This window comes from Klebsiella sp. 18074 (assembly GCF_902705905.1).
In the GTDB taxonomy this organism is placed as follows: domain Bacteria; phylum Pseudomonadota; class Gammaproteobacteria; order Enterobacterales; family Enterobacteriaceae; genus Klebsiella; species Klebsiella terrigena.
On record NZ_CACSIS010000028.1, the window covers coordinates 55228 to 81625 of the forward strand.

A 26398-nucleotide genomic window follows, 5' to 3' on the forward strand; every position below is an offset into this window, starting at 1 on the left:
TCAGGAGAAATAGCTCAGCAGCGAGTTAATCACCGTCCGCTGGTTAACCGACGACAGATTGTAGAACAGGGGCAGGCGCAGCAGGCGCTCGCTCTCCTGAGTGGTAAAGCGGTCTTCCCCGCGGAACTCGCCGAAGTTCTCCCCTGCCGGGCAACTGTGCAGCGGGATATAGTGAAAGACGGCGAGAATTTCGGCCTCTTTCAGCCACGCGATCAGCCTGCTGCGGTCGTCGATATCCCGCAGCTTGATATAGAACATATGCGCGTTGTGCCCGCAGTCGGCAGGGACAATCGGCAGCTCGATGCGCCCGGCGCGCGCCAGCGGCAGCAGCGCGTCGTAATAGCTCTGCCACAGCGTCAGGCGCTGCTGGTTAATTTTCTCCGCCGCTTCCAGCTGCGCCCACAGATAGGCGGCCTGCAGGTCGGACATCAGATAGCTGGAGCCGATATCGCGCCAGGTGTACTTATCCACCAGTCCGCGGAAGAACTGGCTGCGGTTGGTGCCTTTCTCGCGAATGATTTCCGCGCGCTCGACCAGATGGCGATCGTTGATCAGCGTCGCCCCGCCTTCGCCGCCGGCGGTATAGTTTTTGGTTTCATGGAAGCTAAAGCAGCCAATGTGCCCGATAGTGCCCAGCGCGCGCCCTTTGTAGGTCGACATGACGCCCTGCGCGGCATCCTCCACCACGAACAGGTTATGCCTGCTGGCAATGGCCATGATGGTGTCCATCTCGCAGGCAACGCCGGCATAGTGAACCGGCACAATCGCCCGGGTCTTCTCAGTGATGGCGGCTTCGATCAGCGTTTCGTCGATATTCATGGTATCGCGGTGGATATCGACAAAGACAATTTTGGCACCGCGCAGCACAAAGGCGTTGGCGGTAGAGACGAAGGTATAGCTCGGCATAATGACTTCGTCGCCCGGCTGGATATCCAGCAGCAGCGCCGCCATCTCCAGCGAAGCGGTACAGGACGGGGTCAGCAGCGCTTTTACCGTGCCGAAGCGCTGCTCCATCCACTGCTGGCAGCGGCGGGTAAATCCGCCGTCGCCGCACAGCTTGCCGCTGCCCATCGCAGACTGCATATAATCAAGCTCGGTTCCCACCACCGGCGGCGCGTTAAATGGAATCATCATGTCACCTGTATAACCAGTACGCGGTGTTTTCCACATTCGCACCGCTGAGAATATAACGTTTAAGCGCGGCGGTATTACCCATCTGGGTCGCCACCCGCAGTGTAGAGAGCCCGCGCGATCCGGCCCAGCTTCGCGCCGCCTGCATCAGCTCAGCGCCGGCGCCGCGACCGGCCAGCAGGCCGATCCGGGCCTCCGTAGCGTTGAGCTGACGCAGGGAGACAAAAGCGCGGATATCGCCGTCGGAGGTGCGAAAAATCAGGCACTGGTTATCAAAGGTCCCCAGCACCGCATTTTCAATCCATTGGGCGTAGAAACGGCCGCTGGCATCAGCGTCATACCACGGCGCGCGAAAGCGGCTGAAGGCAAACGCCTGCGCCGCCAGCTCCCGCAGGCGCGGGATGTCTGAGCCGGTAGCAATTTCGCACCCGAGGTCGTCGGTCGTCCCGGCCGACAGCGCCAGATCGACTTCCCCTTCCACAAGCTGGAAGCCCAGCTGCTGTAAGGCATCCAGCCGTTCGGTATCGTCCGCCGCAATCTTCGCCTGCAGCCGCGACCAGCCGGTCAGCGCCTGGCTCGTCAGCGGCGGGGCGTCGTGACGAAAGCGCACGATCGCGCTGTTAACGTCAAAGAAGCGATTTTCCCACTCCAGGGGTTCAATACTGGCGCGGACGGACACGGACGAGATCCAGTAAGTATTGGCCATAGCCGGAGCCAGGGATCGGGCCCAGGCGCATACCGGTGACCAGAATCGTTCTCACCGCCATACCCCTTTGGTATCGACGATAAATGCCTGGGTTACGCTGTCGCCGCCTACCGCTTTAAACTGATGGTGATCGACCAGCATCACCAGCACATCAGCGTTCGCCAGAGCATCGCTCAGCGATGCCAGGGTGCACAGACTCTCAAGCTTCTTCGGCAGCTGGTGAATATTGGGTTCAACAACCAGCGTTTCGCCGCTGTGCCAGGCCGCAATTTGCATGGCGATAGCCATCGCCGGGCTTTCGCGCAGATCGTCGATGTTCGGCTTGAAGGCCAGGCCAAAGCAGGCGATTTTCAGTTCGCTGGCGCGTCGGTTGCTGGCGGCAAGACACTCGGCCACCCGCGCCTTCACCTGCTCGATAACCCATTCAGGCTTATGGTCGTTGACCTCACGCGCGGTGCGGATCAGCCGCGCCTGCTGCGGATTTTGCGCCACGATAAACCACGGATCGACCGCGATACAGTGGCCGCCAACGCCCGGTCCCGGCTGCAGGATATTGACGCGCGGATGGCGGTTCGCCAGGCGAATCAGCTCCCAGACGTTAATTTCCTGCTCGGCGCAGATCAGCGACAGTTCGTTAGCAAAGGCGATATTGACGTCGCGGAAGCTGTTTTCGGTCAGCTTGCACATCTCTGCGGTGCGGGAGTTGGTCACCACGCACTCGCCTTCGAGGAAAATTTTATACAGCTCGCTGGCGCGGACAGAACAGACCGGGGACATACCGCCAATCACGCGGTCGTTTTTAATCAGCTCAACCATCACCTGGCCCGGCAGCACACGTTCCGGGCAGTAGGCAATATTGACGTCCGCCGCTTCGCCAACCTGCTGCGGGAAGCTCAGATCGGGGCGCAGCTCGGCCAGCCAGCTCGCCATCAGCTCCGTCGCCCCGACGGGGGAGGTGGACTCAAGGATAACCAGAGCCCCCTTCTTCAGCACCGGCGCTATTGATTTTGCCGCCGACTCGACGAAGACCATATCCGGCTCGTGCAGATCCTTAAACGGCGTCGGTACGGCAATCAGATAGGCGTCCGCTTCCACCGGGACGGTGGTGGCGCTTAAATAGCCCTGCTTGACCGCGCTCTTAACCACGCTGGCCAAATCCGGTTCCACGATATGAATCTCGCCGCGGTTAATGGTCTCCACCGCGTGCTGATTAACATCAACGCCCACCACCCGCTTTTGCCGGGAGGCGAACGCGGCAGCGGTTGGCAAACCGATATACCCAAGGCCAATCACTGAAATGGTAGAAAAACTCATAGCGTTACCTGATTATTTTTAAGTGCGGTCACAATGCGGCTACATGCCTGCCCATCGCCGTAAGGGTTGTGCGCCCGGCTCATCGCCTGGTATGCGGCATCGTTGTTCAGCAGATTCGTGACTTCCGCGACGATGCGCTGGCTATCGGTACCGACCAGCGTAACGGTGCCTGCGGCTACCGCTTCCGGCCGTTCCGTCATCTCGCGCATCACCAGAACCGGTTTGCCTAGCGAAGGGGCTTCTTCCTGAATACCGCCGGAGTCGGTGAGGATCAGCCATGCGCGATCCATCAGCCAGACAAACGGCAGGTAATCCTGCGGTTCGATCAAAATCACGTTATCAACATGACCAAGAATGCGGTTTACCGGCTCGCTGACGTTTGGGTTCAGGTGCACCGGATAGACAATTTGTACATCGGGATGGCTGGCCGCAATTTCCGCCAGCGCGTGGCAGATCTGCTCAAACCCGCGGCCGAAGCTTTCGCGACGGTGGCCGGTGACCAGGATCATCTTCTTTCCGTTAGCCAGGAACGGATAGCGCTGCGTCAGCTCGATGCGCAGCGCCTCATCGCCCAGCACGCGATCGCGAACCCAGAACAGCGCATCGATAACCGTATTGCCGGTGACCGTGATATGGCTATCGGCAACGTTCTCCCGCAGCAGATTCTGCCGCGAGGTCTCCGTCGGCGCAAAATGCCAGGTTGCCAGCCGCCCGGTTAACGTCCGGTTACCCTCTTCCGGCCACGGCGAACTGAGATCGCCGGTGCGCAGTCCCGCCTCAACGTGCCCCACCGGGATTCTCTGATAGAAAGCGGCCAGGCTCGCCGCCATCGTCGTGGTGGTATCGCCATGCACCAGCACAACGTCAGGCTTAAACGACTCCAGAACCGGCTTCAGCCCTTCAAGGATGCGGCAGGTAATCTCCGTCAGGCCCTGACCCGGCTGCATGATATTCAGGTCGTAATCCGGAACAATAGAAAACAGCTTCAGCACCTGATCGAGCATCTCCCGATGCTGCGCAGTTACGCATACTTTTGCCTCAAAATGAGGGTCCCTGGCCAGCGCATGAACCAGCGGTGCCATTTTGATGGCTTCGGGTCTTGTGCCAAATACAGTTAGTACTTTCACATCGATTCTCTTCGATTAGGTGATGAAGTCCGCATGACCTTCATCACAGGCCGCATTCACTGGATACGACGCCGCGATAACGCCACGCCTGCGCCGATGAGCGCGCCCACAATCCCCCACATCACCATCAGAAATACGCGGCGCGGGCTATCGCGTTTTACAGGTTCTTCCGGCGTACGCAAATACCGGTAAGTCTGAAAACGCGGATCTAATGTCGGCCCGACGTTCAGGGTGTTCAGCATCGCGCGGCTTTGGTCATAGTCAAGGTCATATTCCGGACCTACCGCCTGCAGATTTTCTAACCGCGCCTGCAGCATCGGCCTGCCGAGTAAAAACAGCTCGGAATCCGGCAGCTGATCGGCAGGAATGTCAGTCTCACTGCGGGAAATATTATGCTGCTGGGCGATTTTCAGCGCCTGTTCCACACTATGGGTACGGCGGTTGAAAATCTCACGCGCGACCTCTTCCTGACGCTTAACCTGCGCTTTCATCTGCACGGTACGTGCCGCCCAGGCGCCCTTGAGCTCGTCATTCAGGTGACCCGCCGCGCGCTGGCTGGCAAACGCCACGTACTGGCGCAGCAGATTATTGGCATCCGGCGCGGTCTCGGCCGTCAGTTTGACGCTATCGTTGGTATTCTTTACCGCATCACCCGGCATAAACTGAATATTGTTAATCAGATCGTCCAGCAGCCCGGCATCGGCGCGAGAATTACCCGACTGGCGCTGTTTGTAATAGTCGGTTTGCAGCCAGAAATCACGGCGGGTATCCCAGGATCCCTGCTGCATGATGAACTCTTTATAGGCGTCGTCCATTGCCGAAGGCTGATCGACCGAAGCCAGATTGGCTTTGATATCGAGATTGCGTAAAAACTGCTGTTGAGAGTAGTAGCTGCCCAGCATATTGACGGTTGGCCGATCGGTAATTGCCGTCGCGCTCCACTCCTGGCGAGCAAAAAAGGCATAAACCAGTACGATCAGCGCAAACAGCACGGCCATCCCTGCTATCCAAATTTTCCCTGCCCATAAGGCGCGAAACAGCCCGCGAATATCCAGCTCATTCTCAACGTTCACTGCTTGTGCTCCCGGTAATGGTTGAGTCATCACGTCCCCAGTTCTACTTGGTTAATTTTGGATTATTGCTGCTGTGTCGCCGTATTCTGCGTCTGATGCGCTTAACCAGGCGCGCCACTTTCCAGGCGCGTTTAATGCAGTAGCCGTAAAGGAAGAAGGCTAACAAAAAGAGTATTAACATCACCCATTCAGGAACGATACGGGTATATTCCGCCGCCACCCCTACCAGCGCCAGTAAAGCGGCGGCCAGCGTGATCAGGACGAATGCCTGCCGGGAAGTAAACCCAGCGCGCATGATCAAATGATGAATGTGCTGGCGGTCCGGAGAGAACGGACTCATGCCCTTGCGCAGGCGACGATACATAATCGCCACCATATCCATCAACGGAATCGCAATAATCCACAGCGCGGTAACCGGGCTAATGGGATGCGTTTTACCCTGCGTGGTTTCCAGCAGGATCCAAATAATGGTGAAGCCAATCATGGTGCTGCCGGCATCGCCCATAAAGACCTTATAGCGACGGCCAAGCGCACCGAGGTTAAGTAAAATATAGGGCAGAATGGCGGCAATCATCGCAAAACACCACATTGCCAGGCTGTACTGGCCATCAAACCACAGGATGATGCCTGTTGCCGCAAAGGAGACCGATGACAGACCGCCGAGCAGGCCGTCAATGCCATCAACCATATTAAAGGCGTTAATTGCCGCCCAAACGGCAAAAAGAGTGAGAAAGAAACCGAAGGGGCCGAGCACCAGCTCCCATGAGCCAAAAATAAAACCGAGGCTGCTAAGATGCAGGTTTCCTGCCATCATCATGACGACGGCAATGGCGGCCTGCATAACCGCACGAATTTTTACGCTGATATCAAATCGGTCATCCAGCGCGCCGACCAGTACCAGAATACCGGCGCACGCCAGGTACAGCGAAGCATGGGGAATGTAATAATCCGCGATCGCAAATGTAAAACAAATACCCGCGTAAACTGAGATGCCACCCACTAACGGAACCAGACCCTGATGCCGTTTTCGATAGTTAGGCTTATCGACTAACCCAACCTTTTTTGCCGCCTTGCGAGCCACAAATATAAAAAGGGTAGTGAATAAGAAAATACTGATTAATTCAGTAGTAGCAGTGAGTAAATTCACAACGCATGTGCTCTCAGCATGGTTAATCCGGGAAGTATAACGACGATGTCTCAACTCCTGAAGGGGTAATGCAGATCATTACAAATTTATTGTATAGATTTTAGTCTGTTAAAGTTATCTCTGCCAGGAGAGGCGCGTTCATCATACGATAATAACCGCTCCGGTTTCCCTTTCTGGATCATACAAATCCCAAAAACAAAACGCCACGCGATTGCGTGGCGTTTTTCAGCTTTTTTAAACTTACGAACGCTTCATCATATCGAAGAAATCATCGTTAGTTTTGGTCATAGCCAGCTTGTTGATGAGGAATTCCATCGCGTCGATTTCACCCATCGGATGGATGATTTTGCGCAGGATCCACATCTTCTGCAGCTCTTCCTGAGTGGTGAGCAGCTCTTCTTTACGCGTACCGGAACGGTTGTAATCGATAGCCGGGAAGACGCGTTTTTCTGCGATCTTACGCGAGAGGTGCAGCTCCATGTTACCGGTGCCTTTAAACTCTTCGTAGATAACTTCGTCCATCTTGGAGCCGGTGTCGATCAGCGCCGTAGCGATGATAGTCAGGCTGCCGCCCTCTTCGACGTTACGCGCAGCACCGAAGAAACGCTTCGGACGGTGCAGGGCGTTCGCATCCACACCACCGGTCAGAACTTTACCGGAAGCCGGTACGACGGTGTTGTAGGCGCGAGCCAGACGGGTGATGGAGTCGAGCAGAATGATAACGTCTTTCTTATGCTCAACCAGGCGCTTGGCCTTCTCGATAACCATCTCGGCAACCTGAACGTGGCGGGATGCGGGTTCGTCAAAGGTAGAAGCAACAACTTCACCTTTAACCAGACGCTGCATCTCGGTCACTTCTTCCGGACGTTCGTCGATCAGCAGGACCATCAGCACGCAGTCAGGATGGTTGTAAGCGATGCTCTGCGCAATATTCTGCAGCAGCATCGTTTTACCGGCTTTCGGCGGAGCAACAATTAGACCACGCTGACCGCGACCGATCGGCGAAGCCAGATCCAGGACGCGAGCGGTTAAGTCTTCAGTCGAGCCGTTACCACGCTCCATACGCAGACGTGAGTTTGCGTGCAGCGGCGTTAAGTTCTCGAACAGGATCTTATTGCGCGCGTTTTCCGGCTTGTCGTAGTTAACTTCGTTGACTTTCAACAGCGCAAAGTAACGCTCACCCTCTTTAGGAGGACGAATCTTACCGGAAATGGTGTCACCAGTGCGAAGGTTGAAACGACGGATTTGGCTAGGGGATACGTAGATATCGTCGGGACCGGCGAGGTAGGAGCTGTCTGCGGAACGGAGGAAACCAAATCCATCCTGCAGTATCTCCAGTACGCCATCGCCAAAAATATCTTCGCCACTCTTCGAATGCTGCTTGAGGATGGCAAAAATAATATCCTGCTTACGCATACGGGCCAGGTTTTCCAGCCCCATATTTTCGCCGAGAGTAATCAGCTCAGAAACCGGCGTATTCTTTAATTCGGTAAGATTCATAATGGTGTGGGTTCTTAAACTCGGGGTAGAACTCGAACTTCATGTTGTGAATGGTATGGCAGGAACATCCATGCCTGTTAGCGGCCTACATCTCGTGTCTGTACGTTGCCTGGTCACAGGAAAGAACGCAGAGCTGAAACGACAAAACGGAATGAGTGATAAGCCCGGAATTTTTAGCTTCACGCGCATTTCTGCGGGATGCTTCGGGTAAAGCAAGATTCAAACAATAAAGGTATGTTTAAAACGAAGTCTGAAGTTAACTTAGCACGACTCAAGCCGGGCGTCCAGAGTTCCGCACAAAATAGGAATCCGAACGCCGGAATGGCAAACTGATTACGCCAGATTGGCGTCGAGGAAGTCTTTCAGCTGGCCTTTAGACAGTGCGCCAACTTTGGTTGCCGCCACTTCGCCGTTCTTAAACAGCAGCAGAGTCGGGATGCCGCGGATGCCGTATTTCGGCGCGGTGCCCGGGTTCTGATCGATGTTCAGTTTCGCAACGGTCAGCTTGCCCTCATACTCGCCAGCGATCTCATCCAGAATCGGGGCGATCATTTTGCACGGACCACACCACTCTGCCCAGAAATCGACGAGGATTAGCCCGTCAGCCTTGAGTACGTCCGTGTCAAAACTGTCGTCAGTCAGGTGAATAATTTTATCGCTCATATTTAACTCCACAGGAATAAGCCTGGTATGCTGGTGTCGCAGACATCAACGACGCGTTAATGCTACGTTATACACGTTATCCTTCAGGATGCCTCTGTAACTGACAGCCTGTGCGACCCGGTCCATCATGGACCTCGCCGTGCAGGAGTCAAAGCAAACCATGTTGAAACCCGTTACCGGTAGATTATTCACCGCCGGTCCGCTTAGTAGTCTAAGCTTTCGAGGATTCATTCGGTTGCCGCAGAGCACCTTCAGTAATTTCGCGTATAGCCAACGAAAGGTTGACGTTATTTCAACGGATACGCTTTCTTAATGCAATAGTTAGCTGATATTCTACCACACTATGAGCAAAACACATTTAACAGAACAGAAGTTTTCCGACTTCGCCCTGCACTCGGCAGTTATCGAAGCCCTTGAAAAGAAAGGGTTTCATAATTGTACGCCCATTCAGGCACTCGCTCTTCCGCTAACGCTGGAAGGTCGAGACGTCGCCGGGCAGGCGCAAACCGGTACCGGTAAAACGATGGCGTTCCTGACGTCAACGTTTCATTATCTTCTCTCTCACCCTGCTATCGCTGAACGCCAGGTTAACCAACCGCGTGCGCTGATCATGGCGCCAACGCGTGAACTGGCGGTACAGATCCATGCTGACGCGGAACCGCTGGCGCAAGCCACCGGCCTGAAGCTCGGTCTGGCGTACGGCGGCGATGGCTACGACAAGCAGCTGAAAGTGCTGGAGAGCGGCGTCGACATTCTGATCGGGACTACCGGTCGTCTTATCGACTATGCCAAACAAAATCATATCAACCTTGGCGCTATTCAGGTTGTCGTCCTCGACGAAGCCGATCGCATGTACGATCTCGGCTTTATTAAAGATATCCGCTGGCTGTTCCGTCGTATGCCGCAGGCTAACCAGCGCCTGAACATGCTGTTCTCCGCCACCCTTTCCTACCGGGTCCGCGAACTGGCGTTTGAGCAGATGAACAACGCCGAATACGTTGAAGTCGAACCAGAACAGAAAACGGGTCACCGTATTAAGGAAGAGCTGTTCTATCCTTCCAACGTAGAGAAAATGCGCCTGCTGCAGACGCTGATCGAAGAAGAGTGGCCGGATCGCGCCATTATCTTCGCCAACACCAAGCATCGCTGTGAAGATATCTGGGGCCACCTCGCCGCGGACGGTCATCGCGTTGGCCTGTTGACCGGCGACGTCGCGCAGAAAAAACGCCTGCGTATCCTCGAAGAGTTTACCCGTGGCGATATCGATATTCTGGTCGCAACGGACGTTGCGGCACGCGGTCTGCATATCCCGGCCGTCACGCACGTCTTTAACTTCGACCTGCCGGACGACTGCGAAGACTACGTACACCGCATTGGCCGTACCGGTCGTGCAGGCGCCAGCGGTCACTCCATCAGCCTGGCCTGTGAAGAGTACGCGCTGAACCTGCCGGCGATTGAAACCTATATCGGGCACTCAATCCCGGTAAGCAAGTACAACCCAGACGTGCTGATGACCGATCTGCCGCGGCCGCTGCGCCTGGCGCGTCCACGCACGGGCAACGGCCCGCGCCGCAACGGACCGCCGCGCAACCGTCGTCGTTCAGGCTAATAAAGTATGTCATACACAAAATCGTTCGGGATGCATCAAGGCGCCAGGTTAGCGAATCCCGAATGACTTACTTTAGTAAGTGGTTCGGGTGACAAATCTGTGTCTGACGGATTTGAACGCTGCTTGCAGCGGCCCCATCGGGGTGAGTCCCTGGGATGGGCCGAATAAGCACGCTACTTTCGCAGAGGCAATTTGAAGGATGAAGTGTATGAGTTCCACCTCGCTTTATGCAGCTATAGATCTTGGCTCTAATAGCTTTCATATGTTGGTTGTTCGCGAGGTGGCGGGGAGCATTCAGACCCTCAGCCGTATCAAGCGCAAAGTGCGGCTTGCCGCGGGCCTGAATAGCGACAACGCGCTCTCCGCGGAAGCGATGGAGCGCGGCTGGCAGTGCTTACGGCTCTTCGCCGAGCGCCTGCAGGATATCCCCCCGGCGCAAATCCGCGTCGTCGCGACCGCGACGCTGCGTCTGGCGGTTAATGCCGATGAGTTTCTGGCTAAGGCCAGAGATATTCTCGGCTGCCCGGTGCAGGTCATTAGCGGCGAGGAAGAAGCACGCCTGATTTATCAGGGCGTAGCGCATACCACCGGCGGTGAAGACCAGCGCCTGGTGGTCGATATCGGCGGGGCCAGTACCGAACTGGTCACCGGTACCGGCGCGCAAACCACCTCTCTTTTTAGCCTGCCAATGGGCTGCGTCACCTGGCTGGAACGCTACTTCGCCGATCGTAACCTCACGAAAGACAACTTCGAACTTGCTGAAAATGCGGCGCGCGAAGTCCTGCGGCCTATCACCGATACGCTGAACTATCACGGCTGGAAAGTGTGCGTCGGCGCCTCGGGTACCGTTCAGGCGCTGCAGGAAATCATGATGGCGCAGGGTATGGATGAGCGCATTACGCTGGCTAAACTCCAGCAGCTCAAGCAGCGGGCAATTCAGTGCGGGCGTCTGGAAGAGCTTGAAATAGAAGGCCTGACTCTCGAGCGAGCGTTAGTTTTCCCCAGCGGTTTAGCCATTCTCATCGCTATATTTAGCGAGCTAAATATTCGCTGCATGACCCTGGCCGGCGGCGCGCTGCGCGAAGGCCTGGTTTACGGCATGCTGCACCTGGCGGTCGATCAGGATATTCGTAGCCGGACGCTGCGTAATATTCAGCGCCGCTTTATGATAGATACCGAGCAGGCCCAGCGCGTCGGCCGCCTGGCGGCAGACCTGGTGAGCCAGCTGGATAACTGCTGGGAGCTGGAGCCGCTTAGCCGCGACCTGCTGGTGAGCGCCTGCGCCCTGCATGAGATTGGCCTGAGCGTTGATTTTAAGTCCGCTCCGCAGCACGCGGCATACCTGGTGCGTAATCTCGATCTTCCCGGCTTCACGCCGGCGCAGAAAAAGCTGCTCGCCACGCTATTACTCAACCAAACCAACGCGGTCGATCTCTCTTCGCTCCACCAGCAGAACGCGGTCAAGCCTCGGGTTGCGGAGCATTTATGCCGCCTGCTGCGTCTGGCTATTCTGTTTGCCAGCCGCCGTCGGGACGATCTGCTGCCGTCCGTCACCCTGACCGCCGAGGATGAAAAGCTGATGCTGAGGCTGCCGGAAGGCTGGCTGGAAAACCATCCGCTAGGCAGCGAGATGGTTGAGCAAGAGTGCCAGTGGCAAAGCTATGTCCACTGGGCCTTAGAAGTCGTCTGATACCATCCCCCGGCAGCACGGCGCTTACCGGGGCGAGCGCGCTACTTTCCTTTCGCCTTTGCCAGCATCGCCCGGATGTTGGCGACGTTAGCCTGTCCTTTGTGCATACGCTCTTCCGCCGAGATAACCTTGCGCTCCTGCTCCCAGATAAGATCGTCCTGCGGGAGCTCCAGCAGAAAACGACTTGGCTCCGGACGCACCAGCTCGCCGTACTGGCGGCGCTCTTTACACAGCGTAAACGTCAGCTCTTTCTGCGCCCGGGTGATACCCACGTACGCCAGCCGGCGCTCCTCATCGACGTTATCTTCTTCAATACTGCTCTGGTGCGGCAGCAGCCCCTCTTCCATGCCAACCAGATAGACGTACGGAAACTCAAGCCCCTTCGAAGCGTGCAGAGTCATTAGCTGAACCTGATCCAGCTCCTCGTCTGATTCGCCGCGCTCCATCATATCGCGCAGGGTAAAGCGGGTGACCACCTGGGTGAGCGTCATGGGCTCATCGATATCGCTACCTTCCAGCATCTCGGTCATCCAGCTGAACAGCTGGTTGACGTTTTTCATCCGCATTTCCGCGGCCTTCGGGCCGGGCGACGTTTCATACAGCCAGGATTCATAGTCAATGCCGCGGATCAGATCGCGAACCGCAACAATCGGCTCACTTTCCGCCAGCCGCTGGACTTCGGCCAGCCACTGCGTAAAGCCGGTCAGCGAATCATAGCCGCGCCCGGTCAGCGTCTGGTTGAGACCCATATCAAAGCTGGCGGTAAACAGGCTTTTGTTGCGGGTCATCGCCCACTCGCCGAGCTTTTGCAGCGTTGCCGGGCCAATCTCCCGCCGCGGCGTATTGACGATGCGCAGGAACGCGCTGTCATCGTCCGGGTTGGTCAACACCCGCAGGTAGGCCAGCAGGTCTTTGATCTCCGGACGGGAGAAGAATGAGGTGCCGCCTGAAATTTTGTACGGGATGCGGTTTTGCATCAGCATTTTTTCAAAAACCCGCGACTGATGATTGCCGCGGTAGAGGATCGCATAATCCTTGTACTGGGTTTTATTGATAAAATGGTGGGCAATCAGTTCCCCGGTCACCCGCTCCGCCTCATGCTCTTCATTATTGGCGGAGAGAACTTTCAACTCGGTGCCGTAGCCCAGCTCGGAAAAGAGGCGCTTCTCAAACACGTGCGGGTTATTGGCGATCAGAATATTTGCCGCTTTCAGTATCCGGCCGGAAGAGCGGTAGTTCTGCTCTAGTTTGATGACCTGCAGCGCCGGGAAATCCTGGCTCAGCAGAACCAGGTTCTGCGGCCGCGCGCCGCGCCATGAGTAGATAGACTGATCGTCATCGCCCACCACCGTAAAGCGCGCCCGCTGTCCCACCAGCAGCTTCACCAGCTCATACTGGCTGGTGTTGGTGTCCTGATACTCATCCACCAGCAGGTAGCGGATCTTATTCTGCCAGCGTTCGCGGACCTCTTCATTACGCTGCAGCAGCAGCGTCGGCAGCAGGATCAGATCGTCGAAGTCCAGCACGTTGCAGGCTTTCATATGCGCGTCATACAGCCCATAGCAGTGAGCGAAGATCCGATCCCGTTCGCCCTGCGCGCTTGCCGCCGCCTGCGCCGGCGTGCGCAGATCGTTTTTCCAGTTGGAGATCGTCGAGATCAGCAGCTGAAGTACCACCTTGTCGTCTTCGATCAGCCCTTCGGTCAGATCCTTGAGCAAACCCACCTGGTCGGTATCGTCGAACAGGGAAAAGTTAGATTTCATCCCCAGCGCGGCATATTCGCGCTTAATAATGTCCAGCCCCAGCGTGTGGAAGGTGGAGATCATCAGGCCGCGCGCCTCTTTGCGCCCCAGCGTTTGCCCGACGCGCTCTTTCATTTCGCGCGCCGCTTTGTTGGTAAAGGTCACCGCCGCGATATGGCGCGCCTGATAGCCGCAGACGCGGATCAGGTGCGCGATTTTATTGGTGATAACGCGGGTCTTACCGGAACCGGCGCCCGCCAGCACCAGGCACGGTCCGGTAACGAATTCGACGGCTTGTTGTTGGCCAGGGTTTAAACGCATGGGAGTCTTGCTCAATCTTCGAACGGGGTGAGGATTGTAGCAGAAAGCCGGGAGGAGATTTACCGGCTAATGGTAAAGTGTTGGCCACACCCGTCATCCTGAGAGCGAAACCATGGCAAAGTCCGCAGCGGCCCTGCACATCCTGGTCAAAGAAGAGAAGCTGGCGCAGGAGATCCTCGCCAAACTGGAACGCGGCGTCAGCTTCGACCATCTGGCGAAGCGCTATTCACGCTGCCCCTCCGGGCGTAACGGCGGCGATTTAGGCGAGTTCCAACAGGGCGCGATGGTTGGACCGTTTGATAGCGCGGTCTTCTCCTGCCCGCTGCTGAAACCCTACGGCCCGGTCAAAACGCGCTTTGGCTACCACATCATTAAGGTGCTGTATCGCCGTTAACGCATGCTAATATTGCGTCCTGATTCATCGCAACCTATCAAGGCACAATCATGGCTAAAACAGCGGCAGCAATGCACATCCTGGTGAAAGAAGAGAAGCTGGCACTCGACCTGCTGGAACAAATTAAAAACGGCGGCGATTTCGAAAAGCTGGCGAAGAAACACTCTACCTGCCCGTCAGGCAAGAAAGGCGGTCACCTGGGCGAATTCCGCCAGGGTCAAATGGTTCCGGCGTTTGATAAAGTGGTCTTCTCCTGCCCGGTGCTGGAGCCGACCGGCCCGCTGCACACCCAATTCGGTTACCACATCATTAAAGTGCTGTACCGTAACTAATGCATTAAAGCCTCTCTGGCGCAGAGAGGCTTTTTCCTTATTTCGCCTGCAGCGTTTTTTGTGCTTCATGCTTCATGACATGCATGCCGATAGCTGCCTGGAACACCTTAAACATCAGTCCGCTAATCAGCGTCGCGAAGGTGATGGTGATAAACGCCGTCATCACCCAGTCAACCAGCGCAAAGCCGCTGTTTAATAGCGCCGTCATCCCGCCAAAGACCATTCCAGTCGGCAAAAGAAGCCCTCGCATCGCTTGATGCCGTTGCCTGAAGGTTGGGAGACCGTTTTCGACGACGTTTCGCGCACGATGTACGGGCCGGAAGGCGAGCAGGGAGAGGTTTCGGATTCGGTGATTGCGCTAAGGCGTAAATAAACAGGCCCGGTAGCGCTTACGCTTACCGGGCCTTTTGATGATTTTCTGGTCGATGCGGCCCGCGGGCCGCAGGACGACGGGGATTAACCTGCTACAGCGATACGTTTCATATCGGTCATGTAGCCGCGCAGCTTGTGACCGACGCTTTCGATTGCGTGGTTGCGAATCGCTTCGTTCACATCGCGCAGCTGGGCGTTATCTACGGCACCTTCGGCAATCGCCTTGCCCAGGTCACCGGTCTGCAGCGTGGTCATGAACTCTTTCAGCAGCGGTACGCAAGCGTAGGAGAACAGGTAGTTACCGTACTCGGCGGTATCGGAGATAACCACGTTCATTTCATACAGACGCTTACGAGCGATGGTGTTGGCAATCAGCGGCAGCTCGTGCAGCGACTCATAGTATGCGGACTCTTCGATAATGCCGGATGCAACCATGGTTTCAAACGCCAGCTCAACGCCCGCTTTCACCATCGCAATCATCAGAACGCCTTTGTCGAAGTACTCCTGCTCGCCAATTTTACCTTCAAACTGCTCAGCGGTTTCGAACGCGGTGGCGCCGGTCTCTTCACGCCAGGTCAGCAGTTTCTTATCGTCATTAGCCCAGTCAGCCATCATGCCGGAGGAGAATTCGCCGGAGATGATGTCATCCATATGCTTCTGGAACAGCGGCGCCATAATCTCTTTCAGCTGCTCTGACAGCGCGTAAGCGCGCAGTTTCGCCGGATTAGACAGGCGGTCCATCATCAGGGTGATGCCGCCCTGCTTCAGCGCTTCGGTGATGGTTTCCCAGCCAAACTGAATCAGTTTTTCCGCGTATGCCGGGTCGGTACCTTCCGCCACCAGCTTATCGAAGCACAGCAGGGAACCCGCCTGCAGCATGCCGCAGAGGATGGTCTGCTCGCCCATCAGGTCAGATTTTACTTCCGCAACGAAGGAGGATTCCAGCACGCCCGCACGGTGGCCGCCGGTGGCCGCTGCCCACGCTTTCGCGATGGCCATGCCTTCACCTTTCGGGTCGTTTTCCGGGTGAACCGCGATCAGCGTAGGTACGCCGAAACCGCGTTTGTACTCTTCACGAACTTCGGTACCCGGGCACTTCGGCGCCACCATCACTACGGTGATGTCTTTGCGAACCTGCTCGCCGACTTCAACGATGTTAAAACCGTGGGAGTAGCCCAGCGCCGCGCCGTCTTTCATCAGCGGCTGTACGGAACGAACAACGTCAGAGTGCTGTTTGTCCGGCGTCAGGTTAACGACCAGGTCGGCCTGCGGGATCAGATCTTCATAGGTGCCGACCGTAAAGCCGTTTTCGGTCGCTTTACGCCAGGAAGCGCGCTTTTCTGCAATCGCTTCTTTACGCAGAGCGTAGGAGATATCCAGACCGGAGTCGCGCATGTTCAGGCCCTGGTTCAGACCCTGAGCACCGCAGCCGACGATGACTACTTTTTTACCCTGAAGGTAGCTCGCGCCATCGGCGAATTCTTCGCGCGCCATAAAGCGACATTTGCCCAGCTGTGCCAGCTGCTGGCGCAGGTTCAGTGTATTAAAGTAGTTAGCCATGGTGGTGTACTCCGTGATGTTGTGTGTCTTATTGTTCGGTTCGCTTTTGCGAGAATGAACCCACTATATGACAGGAAATTCATTGCGGAAATTGATATATTCACAACGTCATGTTGCAATATCTGCAATATAAAATCGTGGAGTGCGGCCCGTGGATTTACGCGATCTGAAAACCTTCCTGCACCTGGCCGAAAGCCGTCATTTTGGCCGCAGCGCACGGGCCATGCACGTTAGTCCCTCGACCCTTTCACGGCAGATCCAGCGCCTGGAAGAGGACCTCGGCCAGCCGCTGTTCGTGCGCGATAACCGCACCGTAACGCTAACCGAAGCGGGCGAAGAGCTGCGCCTTTTCGCCCAGCAGACCCTGCTGCAGTATCAGCAGCTGCGCCACGCCATCGACCAGCAGGGGCCATCACTCTCCGGCGAGCTGCATATCTTCTGCTCCGTGACCGCGGCCTATAGCCATCTGCCGCCGATTCTCGATCGCTTTCGCGCCGCCCATCCTTCGGTAGAGATCAAGCTTTCGACCGGCGATGCCGCCGACGCGATGGAGAAGGTTGTCACCGGCGAGGCGGACCTGGCCATTGCCGGGAAACCGGAAACGCTGCCCGGCTCGGTGGCCTTCTCGATGCTGGAAAATCTGGCGGTGGTGCTGATCGCCCCGGCTCTGGCCTGCCCGGTGCGTAACCAGGTCACCCAGGAGCAGCCCGACTGGTCGACCGTGCCGTTTATTATGGCCGATCAGGGGCCGGTACGTCGGCGCATTGAGCTGTGGTTCCGGCGGCATAAAATCAGCAATCCATCGATTTATGCCACCGTGGGCGGCCACGAGGCGATGGTTTCCATGGTCGCCCTCGGCTGCGGCGTCGCGCTCCTGCCGGAGGTGGTGCTGGAGAACAGTCCGGAACCGGTGCGCAACCGGGTGATGATTTTAGAACGCAGCGATGAGAAAACGCCTTTTGAGCTCGGCGTATGCGCACAAAAAAAGCGGCTGTATGAGCCGCTTATCGATGCATTCTGGTCTATTTTACCCAATCCGGGCCACTAGCCGGCGAGGAAAAAGCGGAATGCCGGATTGTGCGTTTCGTCGTGGCAATCGTAGCCCAGCTCATGCAATCGGGTTTCAAAATCCGGCTCATGATCGCCCAGCTCAAAGCCCGCCAGTACCCGGCCATAGTCGGTACCGTGACTGCGGTAGTGGAACAGAGAGATGTTCCAGTGGGTACCCAGCGTATGCAGGAACTTGAGCAGCGCGCCCGGTGATTCCGGGAACTCGAAGCTAAACAGGCGCTCCTGCAGCGGCTTCGACGGACGCCCGCCGACCATGTAGCGCACGTGGAGCTTGGCCATTTCGTCATCGGAGAGATCGACGACGCTATAGCCTCCCTCGTTCAGCAGGTCGAGAATCTCTTTACGCTCTTCCAGCCCGCGGCTCAGGCGAACGCCGACAAAAATGCAGGCATCTTTGGCATCCGCAAAGCGATAGTTGAACTCGGTAACCGAACGGCCGCCCAGCAGCTGGCAGAACTTCAGGAAGCTGCCCTTCTCTTCCGGAATGGTCACCGCCAGCAGCGCCTCGCGCTGCTCTCCCAGCTCACAGCGTTCGGAAACGTAGCGCAGGCCGTGGAAATTGACGTTAGCCCCGGACAAGATGTGCGCCAGCCGTTCGCCGCGAATATTGTGCTGCGCGATATATTTTTTCATCCCCGCCAGCGCCAGCGCGCCGGAAGGTTCAGCCACTGCGCGAACGTCTTCAAACAGGTCTTTCATCGCCGCACAGATGGCATCGCTGTCGACGGTGATAATATCGTCGAGATACTCCTGACAGACGCGGAAGGTCTCGTCGCCGATGCGCTTCACCGCAACGCCTTCAGCAAACAGCCCAACGCGCGGCAAGTCTACCGGATGACCGGCTTCCAGCGCCGCCTTCAGGCAGGCTGAATCCTCTGCCTCCACCGCAATCACTTTGATCTGTGGCATCAGCTGCTTGATCAGTACCGCCACGCCCGCCGCCAGTCCGCCGCCGCCAACCGGCACAAAAACGCGGTCAAGATGGGCGTCCTGCTGCAGTAATTCGAGCGCCAGTGTGCCCTGCCCGGCAATGACCATCGGATGATCGAACGGCGGGACCCAGGTGAAATTCTGCTGCTGCGCCAGCTCGATGGCTTTCGCTTTCGCTTCGTCGAAATTAGCGCCGTACAGCAGCACTTCGCCGCCAAACCCGCGCACGGCATCAACCTTGATGTCCGCCGTGGCGGTAGGCATAACAATCAGCGCCTTAACGCCGAGGCGAGAAGCGGAAAACGCAACGCCCTGGGCATGGTTGCCTGCGGAAGCGGTGATCACGCCGCGCGCTTTTTGCGCTTCATTCAGCCCCGCCATCATCGCGTAAGCACCGCGGAGCTTGAAGCTATGGACCGGCTGCCGGTCTTCCCGCTTCACGAGAATGACGTTATCCATCCGCGAGGAGATTTTTTCCATTTTTTGCAGCGGCGTAATCTGCGCGGCTTCATAGACCGGCGCACGGAGCACCGCTCTGAGATATTCCGCCCCCTCAGGGGCGGCGGACAGGGGTTGTGATTCGGCCATGATTAGCCCCCAAGTTTCGATTTATCGCGTACCGCGCCTTTATCAGCGCTCGTTGCCAGGCTGGCGTACGCACGAAGGGCGAAGGAAACCTGACGTTCACGCGCTTTCGGCGTCCAGGCCCGATCGCCCCGGGCTTCCTGCGCTTCACGACGTGCGGCAATGTCGGCGTCGCTCAGCTGCAGCTGAATACCGCGGTTCGGGATATCAATGGCAATCATATCGCCGTCTTCAATCAGGGCGATATTGCCACCGCTCGCCGCTTCTGGTGAAACGTGACCAATCGACAGACCAGAAGTACCGCCGGAGAAGCGGCCGTCGGTGATCAGCGCGCAGGCTTTACCGAGACCCATTGATTTCAGGAACGTCGTCGGATAGAGCATTTCCTGCATGCCTGGACCGCCTTTCGGCCCTTCGTAGCGAATCACCACGACATCGCCCGCGACGACTTTGCCGCCGAGGATAGCTTCTACCGCGTCATCCTGGCTTTCATACACTTTTGCCGGGCCGGTAAACTTGAGGATGCTGTCATCAACGCCTGCAGTTTTTACGATACAGCCATTTTCAGCAAAATTGCCGTACAGAACGGCAAGGCCGCCGTCTTTGCTGTAGGCATGCTCCAGCGAACGAATACAGCCTTCAGCGCGATCGTCGTCCAGCGTATCCCAGCGGCAATCCTGAGAGAACGCCTGGGTGGTGCGGATACCCGCCGGGCCGGCGCGGAACATCTCTTTCACCGCGTCGTCTTTGGTCAGCATAATGTCGTAGCTATCGAGCGTTTGCGGCAGGGTCAGACCCAGCACGTTTTTCACCTCACGGTTCAGCAGACCGGCGCGATCCAGCTCGCCGAGGATCCCCAGCACCCCGCCGGCACGGTGAACGTCTTCCATATGGTATTTCTGCGTACTCGGCGCTACTTTGCACAGCTGCGGCACCTTGCGGGACAGCTTATCGATATCGCTCATGGTGAAGTCGATTTCAGCTTCCTGAGCGGCGGCCAGCAGGTGCAGTACGGTATTCGTGGAGCCGCCCATGGCGATATCCAGGGTCATGGCGTTTTCAAACGCCGCTTTGTTGGCGACGTTACGCGGCAGCGCGGAGGCATCGTCCTGCTCGTAGTAGCGTTTGGTCAGCTCGACAATGCGTTTTCCCGCATTGAGGAACAGCTGTTTACGATCGGCATGAGTGGCCAGCAGGGAGCCGTTGCCCGGCTGAGACAGGCCCAGCGCTTCCGTCAGGCAGTTCATTGAGTTGGCGGTAAACATCCCGGAACAGGAGCCGCAGGTCGGACAGGCGGAACGCTCAACCTGGTCACTCTGCTCGTCGGATACTTTCGGGTCCGCGCCCTGAATCATCGCATCGACCAAATCGAGCTTGATGATCTTGTCAGAAAGCTTGGTTTTACCCGCTTCCATCGGACCGCCGGAGACAAAGATCACCGGAATATTCAGGCGCAGGGAGGCCATCAGCATCCCTGGGGTGATTTTGTCGCAGTTGGAGATGCAGACCATGGCATCGGCACAGTGTGCGTTGACCATGTACTCTACCGAGTCGGCGATCAGCTCGCGGGATGGCAGTGAATAAAGCATGCCCCCGTGACCCATGGCGATCCCGTCATCCACCGCGATGGTGTTGAACTCTTTAGCAACGCCGCCAGAGGCTTCAATTTGCTCGGCGACCAGCTTGCCCAGATCGCGCAGGTGCACGTGACCCGGGACGAATTGGGTAAAGGAGTTCACGACGGCGATAATCGGTTTACCGAAATCAGCGTCGGTCATCCCGGTTGCGCGCCACAGCGCGCGGGCACCCGCCATATTACGGCCATGAGTGGTGGTGGCGGAACGGTACTTAGGCATGCTTTTACTCCCAGTTTCTGTTAAACGGGGCGCTGCGTGTCGCCCCGTCTTTTATGCTTATCTACCCTCAATAGTCCAGGCTGCAGGAAGGCGGCAGGAGAGAGAATCTCCGGCCGGCTGCGGTAAACGAACGCAGCCAAAGCACATGCAGCTTAAAATATGACGGATATTTACTGATTAACCTGATCCAACCAGCCCCATTTATCCTCGGTTTCACCGGTGAAGAGGCCAAAGAATGCTTGCTGAATACGCTTAGTCACCGGGCCACAACGGCCTTCGCCGACCTGGATGCCATCAACGCTGCGCACCGGCGTAATTTCTGCTGCGGTACCAGACATAAAGACTTCATCCGCCAGGTACAGGGATTCGCGAGACAGGACCTGCTCACGAACTTCGATATTCAAATCTTTTGCCAGCTTAATGATGGCGTCACGGGTAATACCCGGCAGCGCGGAAGAGGTAAACGGTGGGGTAAACAGCACGCCATCTTTCACTTCAAACAGGTTCTCACCCGCCCCTTCGGAAATGTAGCCGTTAACGTCCAGCGCGATGCCTTCCTGGTAGCCATGTCGACGCGCTTCGCTGCCGACCAGCAGGGAGGAAAGGTAGTTACCGCCGGCTTTCGCTGCGGTCGGGATCGTATTCGGCGCCACGCGGTTCCAGGAAGAGACCATGGCATCGATCCCCTGATCCAGCGCTTCGGCGCCGAGATAGGCTCCCCACGGGAACGCCGCGATGATCACGTCAGTGGTATATCCTTCCGGCGGGTTTACGCCCATGCCCACGTCACCAACGAATACCAGCGGACGAATATAGGCGCTGGTCAGGCCGTTTTTACGAATCACTTCACGACAGGCTTCCATCAGCTCATCAACGCTCTGCGAAACCGGGAAACGGTAGATTTTGGCTGAATCATGCAAACGCTGCATGTGTTCACGATGACGGAACACCACCGGCCCTTTGTGCGAGTCATAGCAGCGGATGCCTTCAAAAACGGAAGTACCGTAATGCAGGGCATGCGACATCACGTGGACCTTAGCTTCTCCCCAAGGAACCATCTCGCCGTTGAACCAAATGTAATCAGCTTTTTTCGTCGTCATTTTTCTTCCCTTGCGCCTATGCGCGGATTTGTTGTGATGTGGGTTGCTGGATTTCGACGCAGGCAACGTCCACCAGTTTGCTTAATTGACTAAACAGTAATTCGACGGGCCGCTGGCTGGCAACGGTCAATTCGATATTTATATTGCGGGTGTCCGCGGCGGTCTCCATATTCATGGCGCAAATCTGAAAACCACGATGGCGTACCACGCGCAGCACGCGCTCTAAGGTTTCCGGGTTGGAGCGGGCCTGCAAGGCGACCTGATGTTGCATCATGATAATTTCTCCAGCATTTCTGAGTTACTGGCGCCGGGCGGCACCAACGGCCAGACATTCTCAAGTTCATCAATTGAGACATGAAGCAGGTATGGCCCCTGGCTCGAAAGCATGGTGTCGAGAGCCGCTTCAACCTGGTCTTTACGGGTGATATGTTGGCCAGGAATGCCGAAGGCGCTGGCCAAAGTGACAAAATCGGGGTTATCGGTGAGGATCGTTTCGCTATAACGCTCCTGGAAGAACAGCTGCTGCCACTGACGAACCATGCCTAAACGCTGATTATCCAGCAGCAGGATCTTCAGCGGCAGCTGCTTGCGTTTTACGGTGCCCAACTCCTGAACATTCATCATGAAGGAGCCGTCACCGGAGATACAGATTACCGTATCGTTCGGACGCGCGACCTGGGCACCTACCGCCGCTGGCAGACCGAAGCCCATCGTCCCTAAGCCGCTGGAGGTAATGAAATTCTCCGGGCGAGTGTAGGTCATATGCTGTGCAGACCACATCTGATGCTGGCCCACGTCGGTGGTCACCACGCTGTCAGACGGTTTGCGATCGGAAAGCTGCTTGAGCAGCAATGGGGCGTAAATGCCTTCACCCGGGTAGTCATAGCGCCATGCATGTTCGGCGCGCAGCTCCGCGTTGCGCTGACGCCAGGCGTCAATGGCCAGCGGCTGCTGCAGTGCCGGCAGCAGCGTATTGAGATCGCCAGTCAGGGCAACGTGCGCCTGACGCAGCTTGTTCAGCTCCGCCGGATCGATATCCATATGGATAACTTTGGCATGCGGAGCAAAGGTGTTCAGCTTGCCGGTTACACGGTCGTCAAAACGCGCGCCTACCGCAATCAGCAGGTCGCACTCCTGAACCGCCAGGTTAGCCGCCTTCGTCCCATGCATGCCCAGCATCCCCAGGTAATAGGCATAGTCAGCGTCAACCGCGCCCAGCCCCTTCAGCGTGCAGGTCGCCGGCATTTGCGTGGCCGCAAGAAACTCGCGCAGGGCGGGAACCGCCTGCGCCATACCGACGCCGCCGCCGACGTACAGCATCGGCTTTTGCGACTGAGCCAGCATCTGCAGCGCTTGCTCAACCTCGGCGTAAGGGAAGGTAACGTCGTCGGCTACCGTGGAAAAATAGGGATCGAACTCGCCTGTCGCCAGCTGGATATCTTTCGGAATGTCGACCAGTACCGGGCCTGGGCGGCCTGAGTTCGCGACCAGGAAAGCTTCAGCAATGACGCGCGGCAGCTCTTCCAGCGACTGCACCAGGAAGCTATGTTTGGTGCAGGCCAGCGATAAGCCCAGCACGTCAATTTCCTGAAAAGCATCGGTACCGATAAGCGGTGCCGCCACCTGGCCGGTAATCGCGACCACGGGGATAGAATCCAGCAGGGCATCCGCCAGGCCGGTGATCAGGTTAGTCGCGCCAGGGCCGGAGGTTGCGATGCAAACGCCCGTTTTACCGGTTGCCCGCGCATAGCCGATGGCCGCCATTGCTGCACCCTGCTCGTGACGGCACAACAGGTGTTCCACGCCGCCGTCATACAACGCATCGTAAACCGGCATAATCGCGCCACCCGGGTAGCCGAAAACCGTCTCGACTCCCTGTGTCCGCAAAGCATGTACTACCCACTGCGCGCCATTCATAGTTACTTCCCCGTCATAGATCGGAAGAAACAGAATTTTATGCTGTTATTCATTCTCTGCTCCCCGTCTGTCATTTTTAAGTTATAAAAAAACCCCCGGACCTTTCGGTGCGGGGGTCTTAGTTCGTTAAGGCTTGATTTCTATGCCTTTCCTCGTCCAAGTGCTGCCCCGCACGGTGGGATAATAATCACCACCACGCTAATCACGACCAGGCTAATCACTCGTAGAAGGGCTGTCATTTTATGTACTTTCTGGCTTCTTGTTCGAAGGAATACCTAAAGAGGTACCACAGACGTCATGTTAAACACAAGATTTTTTTATGGCTCATTTTCTGATCACGCTAACAATTTCCAGTAAAACAATTGTTTTTAATGAGAAAAATATAAAGTGAAGATATTTCAATTTATCGCGTTGCCCTATGGCTTTTTATGACGGGCTGTCCTGCCCTTGCGGCAACCTGCGAGCCGGGTGCAATAACGAAAAGTATGTAACGATCTGCGGTGAATTATCTGGAACGTGGCGCGTAAAGCGCAGTTCCTGCGAGTGACTAATGGCAGGGTTGTCGACATGATGCCCACATTCAGGAGGCTCTATGTCACTCGCGATCGTCTACACGCGGGCCGCTCTCGGTATCAGCGCCCCGCTTATTACTATTGAGGTTCATATCAGCAGCGGCCTTCCCGGATTGACGATGGTTGGGCTGCCGGAAACAACCGTAAGGGAGGCGCGTGACCGGGTACGCAGCGCAATCATTAACAGTGGCTATACCTTCCCGGCGAAAAAAATCACCATTAACCTCGCGCCTGCCGATTTGCCAAAAGAGGGAGGGCGGTACGATCTCCCTATCGCTCTCGCGCTTCTGGTCGCCTCCGAGCAGCTAGAGGCTCCCGGACTGAATCAATATGAGTTTATCGGCGAGCTCGCGCTTACAGGGGCCCTACGCGGCGTTCCCGGCGCTATCTCCAGCGCAATGGAGGCCATCAGGGCTGGACGGCAGATTATTGTTGCCGAAGATAACGCTGCGGAAGTGGGGCTGATTGGCGGCAGCGACTGCCTTATCGCCGGACACTTGCAGGAGGTCTGCGCCTTTGTGGCAGGACAGCATCCGCTCTCCCCTCCCGCGGCCGCAGCAGAAGATCCGCAGGAAACACGCCACGATTTACGCGACGTCATTGGCCAACAGCAGGGCAAGCGCGCGCTGGAAATCGTCGCTGCCGGCGGGCATAACCTGCTATTAATCGGCCCTCCAGGTACAGGGAAAACGATGCTTGCCAGCCGGTTACCGGGATTACTGCCTCCTTTAAGCAATCAGGAGGCGCTTGAAAGCGCTGCTATTCTCAGTCTGGTGAGCACCAACTACGCGACCACCCGGTGGCGCCACAGGCCGTTTCGCGCCCCGCATCACAGCGCCTCGGTCGCGGCTATGGTCGGCGGTGGCGCCATACCTGCGCCCGGCGAGATCTCACTGGCCCATAATGGGGTGCTGTTTCTTGACGAGCTACCGGAGTTTGAACGCAGAGTGCTGGATGCCCTGCGCGAGCCAATTGAATCGGGAAAAATACATATTTCTCGTACCCGGGCCAAAATTGACTATCCGGCGCATTTCCAGCTGATTGCGGCCATGAATCCCAGCCCAACCGGACATTATCAGGGTCATCACAATCGCGCCTCTCCCGAACAGACGCTGCGCTATCTGGGGCGGCTGTCCGGCCCCTTCCTTGATCGCTTCGATCTCTCTTTGGAAATACCGCTACCGCCGCCCGGAGTACTCAGCCAGCAAGGCGGTGGTGGAGAGGACAGCGCGACGGTACGCCGGCGGGTTCTTGCTACGCGCGGGAGGCAGCTGGCCCGACAGAACAAGCTCAACGCTGATTTAGACAATAATGAGATGAAAACCTGGTGCACGTTGAATAAGAACGATGCCATCTGGCTTGAACAGACCCTGACGCAGCTAGGGCTCTCTATACGGGCCTGGCAACGGCTGCTTAAGGTGGCGAGGACGATTGCCGATATAAAGGACGATCCGCGTATCGAACGCCACCATCTGCAGGAGGCGCTAGGCTATCGGGCGATAGACCGGATGTTGAACCATCTGCAAAAACTTATGCCATAAAAAAAGGGCTTTCGCCCTTCAGACTGCTGACTAACCCCACTTTTTTAGGTGGGGTTCTTCTTTTCTAGCGACCGCAGGTCGCGATCGCTATATTTTTCCATGACCTCGCCATTTGAACATTCAGCTCGCTCAAGGCGGTTTTCGG

23 protein-coding genes are annotated in these 26398 nt (G+C 56.8%); 6 read left to right on the forward strand and 17 right to left on the reverse strand.

Annotation, left to right across the window (positions count from 1 at the left end):
- The 8 genes from rffA to trxA all read right to left on the reverse strand — a co-directional run bounded on the left by rffA (position 1) and on the right by trxA (position 8661).
- Positions 1 to 1131, reverse strand: coding sequence for a dTDP-4-amino-4,6-dideoxygalactose transaminase (gene rffA / locus GVK32_RS22800; RefSeq protein WP_159872560.1), 1131 nt, complete (start codon positions 1129 to 1131; stop codon positions 1 to 3).
- A gap of 4 nt (positions 1132 to 1135) precedes the next feature.
- Positions 1136 to 1810 carry a dTDP-4-amino-4,6-dideoxy-D-galactose acyltransferase gene (gene rffC / locus GVK32_RS22805; RefSeq protein WP_159872562.1) on the reverse strand — a complete coding sequence of 225 codons (675 nt, stop codon included), beginning with the start codon at positions 1808 to 1810 and terminating at the stop codon, positions 1136 to 1138.
- A gap of 78 nt (positions 1811 to 1888) precedes the next feature.
- Positions 1889 to 3151 carry a UDP-N-acetyl-D-mannosamine dehydrogenase gene (wecC, locus tag GVK32_RS22810; protein WP_159872545.1) on the reverse strand — a complete coding sequence of 421 codons (1263 nt, stop codon included), beginning with the start codon at positions 3149 to 3151 and terminating at the stop codon, positions 1889 to 1891.
- Entirely contained in the window at positions 3148 to 4278 is a 1131-nt protein-coding gene (gene wecB / locus GVK32_RS22815; protein WP_132514532.1) for a non-hydrolyzing UDP-N-acetylglucosamine 2-epimerase, read from the reverse strand. The genes wecC and wecB overlap by 4 nt, the downstream gene beginning before the upstream one ends.
- Positions 4279 to 4334: 56 nt before the next feature.
- Positions 4335 to 5381, reverse strand: coding sequence for an ECA polysaccharide chain length modulation protein (wzzE, locus tag GVK32_RS22820; RefSeq protein ID WP_159872546.1), 1047 nt, complete (start codon positions 5379 to 5381; stop codon positions 4335 to 4337).
- A 13-nt stretch (positions 5382 to 5394) separates the two neighbouring features.
- A complete protein-coding gene (gene wecA, locus GVK32_RS22825) occupies positions 5395 to 6498 on the reverse strand; it encodes a UDP-N-acetylglucosamine--undecaprenyl-phosphate N-acetylglucosaminephosphotransferase (RefSeq protein WP_159872548.1) in 1104 nt (367 codons plus the stop codon).
- Between the two features lie 240 nt (positions 6499 to 6738).
- Positions 6739 to 7998: a transcription termination factor Rho gene (rho, locus tag GVK32_RS22830; protein ID WP_002883293.1), complete on the reverse strand. Its 1260-nt coding sequence runs from the start codon at positions 7996 to 7998 to the stop codon at positions 6739 to 6741.
- A gap of 333 nt (positions 7999 to 8331) precedes the next feature.
- The gene (trxA, locus tag GVK32_RS22835) at positions 8332 to 8661 is read right to left on the reverse strand and encodes a thioredoxin TrxA (protein ID WP_045853623.1); all 330 of its coding nucleotides are present in this window, start codon (positions 8659 to 8661) and stop codon (positions 8332 to 8334) included.
- 343 nt (positions 8662 to 9004) lie between these two features.
- On the opposite strand from trxA, the gene rhlB reads away from it, so the two are divergent.
- The gene (gene rhlB, locus GVK32_RS22840; protein WP_159872550.1) at positions 9005 to 10270 is read left to right on the forward strand and encodes an ATP-dependent RNA helicase RhlB; all 1266 of its coding nucleotides are present in this window, start codon (positions 9005 to 9007) and stop codon (positions 10268 to 10270) included.
- A 199-nt stretch (positions 10271 to 10469) separates the two neighbouring features.
- Positions 10470 to 11960 (forward strand): guanosine-5'-triphosphate,3'-diphosphate diphosphatase, encoded by a 1491-nt coding sequence (gene gppA / locus GVK32_RS22845; protein ID WP_165973091.1) that lies wholly within the window; start codon positions 10470 to 10472, stop codon positions 11958 to 11960.
- 41 nt (positions 11961 to 12001) lie between these two features.
- On the opposite strand, the gene rep is transcribed toward gppA, so the two are convergent.
- Complete coding sequence (gene rep, locus GVK32_RS22850) at positions 12002 to 14023, reverse strand: DNA helicase Rep (RefSeq protein ID WP_159872552.1); 2022 nt, start codon at positions 14021 to 14023, stop codon at positions 12002 to 12004.
- 112 nt (positions 14024 to 14135) lie between these two features.
- Here rep and ppiC (GVK32_RS22855) point away from each other — a divergent pair, with 112 nt between their 5' ends.
- Both ppiC (GVK32_RS22855) and ppiC (GVK32_RS22860) read left to right on the forward strand, forming a co-directional pair.
- Positions 14136 to 14417 carry a peptidylprolyl isomerase PpiC gene (ppiC, locus tag GVK32_RS22855; protein WP_041143471.1) on the forward strand — a complete coding sequence of 94 codons (282 nt, stop codon included), beginning with the start codon at positions 14136 to 14138 and terminating at the stop codon, positions 14415 to 14417.
- 50 nt (positions 14418 to 14467) lie between these two features.
- The gene (ppiC, locus tag GVK32_RS22860) at positions 14468 to 14749 is read left to right on the forward strand and encodes a peptidylprolyl isomerase PpiC (RefSeq protein ID WP_024555327.1); all 282 of its coding nucleotides are present in this window, start codon (positions 14468 to 14470) and stop codon (positions 14747 to 14749) included.
- 37 nt (positions 14750 to 14786) lie between these two features.
- Here ppiC (GVK32_RS22860) and GVK32_RS22865 read toward each other — a convergent pair whose 3' ends face one another.
- Together GVK32_RS22865 and ilvC are read right to left on the reverse strand one after the other, a co-directional pair.
- Positions 14787 to 14984, reverse strand: coding sequence for a hypothetical protein (locus GVK32_RS22865; protein WP_227697886.1), 198 nt, complete (start codon positions 14982 to 14984; stop codon positions 14787 to 14789).
- 221 nt (positions 14985 to 15205) lie between these two features.
- Positions 15206 to 16681, reverse strand: a complete 1476-nt coding sequence (gene ilvC, locus GVK32_RS22870) for a ketol-acid reductoisomerase (RefSeq protein ID WP_041143470.1) — start codon at positions 16679 to 16681, stop codon at positions 15206 to 15208.
- A gap of 151 nt (positions 16682 to 16832) precedes the next feature.
- Between ilvC and ilvY the strand changes: the two genes are divergently transcribed.
- Entirely contained in the window at positions 16833 to 17729 is an 897-nt protein-coding gene (gene ilvY / locus GVK32_RS22875; RefSeq protein ID WP_041143469.1) for an HTH-type transcriptional activator IlvY, read from the forward strand.
- Here the strand turns inward: ilvY and ilvA are convergent.
- The 6 genes from ilvA to ilvL form a co-directional block, all read right to left on the reverse strand.
- On the reverse strand, positions 17726 to 19270 hold the full coding sequence (ilvA, locus tag GVK32_RS22880; protein WP_159872554.1) for a threonine ammonia-lyase, biosynthetic: 1545 nt from the start codon (positions 19268 to 19270) through the stop codon (positions 17726 to 17728). The two genes, ilvY and ilvA, sit on opposite strands and share 4 nt — an antisense overlap.
- Before the next feature lie 2 nt (positions 19271 to 19272).
- Complete coding sequence (gene ilvD / locus GVK32_RS22885) at positions 19273 to 21123, reverse strand: dihydroxy-acid dehydratase (RefSeq protein ID WP_159872556.1); 1851 nt, start codon at positions 21121 to 21123, stop codon at positions 19273 to 19275.
- A 170-nt stretch (positions 21124 to 21293) separates the two neighbouring features.
- Entirely contained in the window at positions 21294 to 22223 is a 930-nt protein-coding gene (locus tag GVK32_RS22890) for a branched-chain amino acid transaminase (protein WP_041143466.1), read from the reverse strand.
- Positions 22224 to 22239: 16 nt separating this feature from the next.
- A complete protein-coding gene (ilvM, locus tag GVK32_RS22895; protein WP_041143465.1) occupies positions 22240 to 22497 on the reverse strand; it encodes an acetolactate synthase 2 small subunit in 258 nt (85 codons plus the stop codon).
- A complete protein-coding gene (gene ilvG / locus GVK32_RS22900) occupies positions 22494 to 24140 on the reverse strand; it encodes an acetolactate synthase 2 catalytic subunit (RefSeq protein WP_159872557.1) in 1647 nt (548 codons plus the stop codon). The genes ilvM and ilvG overlap by 4 nt, the downstream gene beginning before the upstream one ends.
- A 140-nt stretch (positions 24141 to 24280) precedes the next feature.
- Entirely contained in the window at positions 24281 to 24379 is a 99-nt protein-coding gene (gene ilvL, locus GVK32_RS22905; protein WP_001311244.1) for an ilv operon leader peptide, read from the reverse strand.
- A gap of 353 nt (positions 24380 to 24732) precedes the next feature.
- On the opposite strand from ilvL, the gene GVK32_RS22910 reads away from it, so the two are divergent.
- A complete protein-coding gene (locus GVK32_RS22910; RefSeq protein ID WP_159872558.1) occupies positions 24733 to 26253 on the forward strand; it encodes a YifB family Mg chelatase-like AAA ATPase in 1521 nt (506 codons plus the stop codon).
- Positions 26254 to 26398 lie beyond the last annotated feature (145 nt).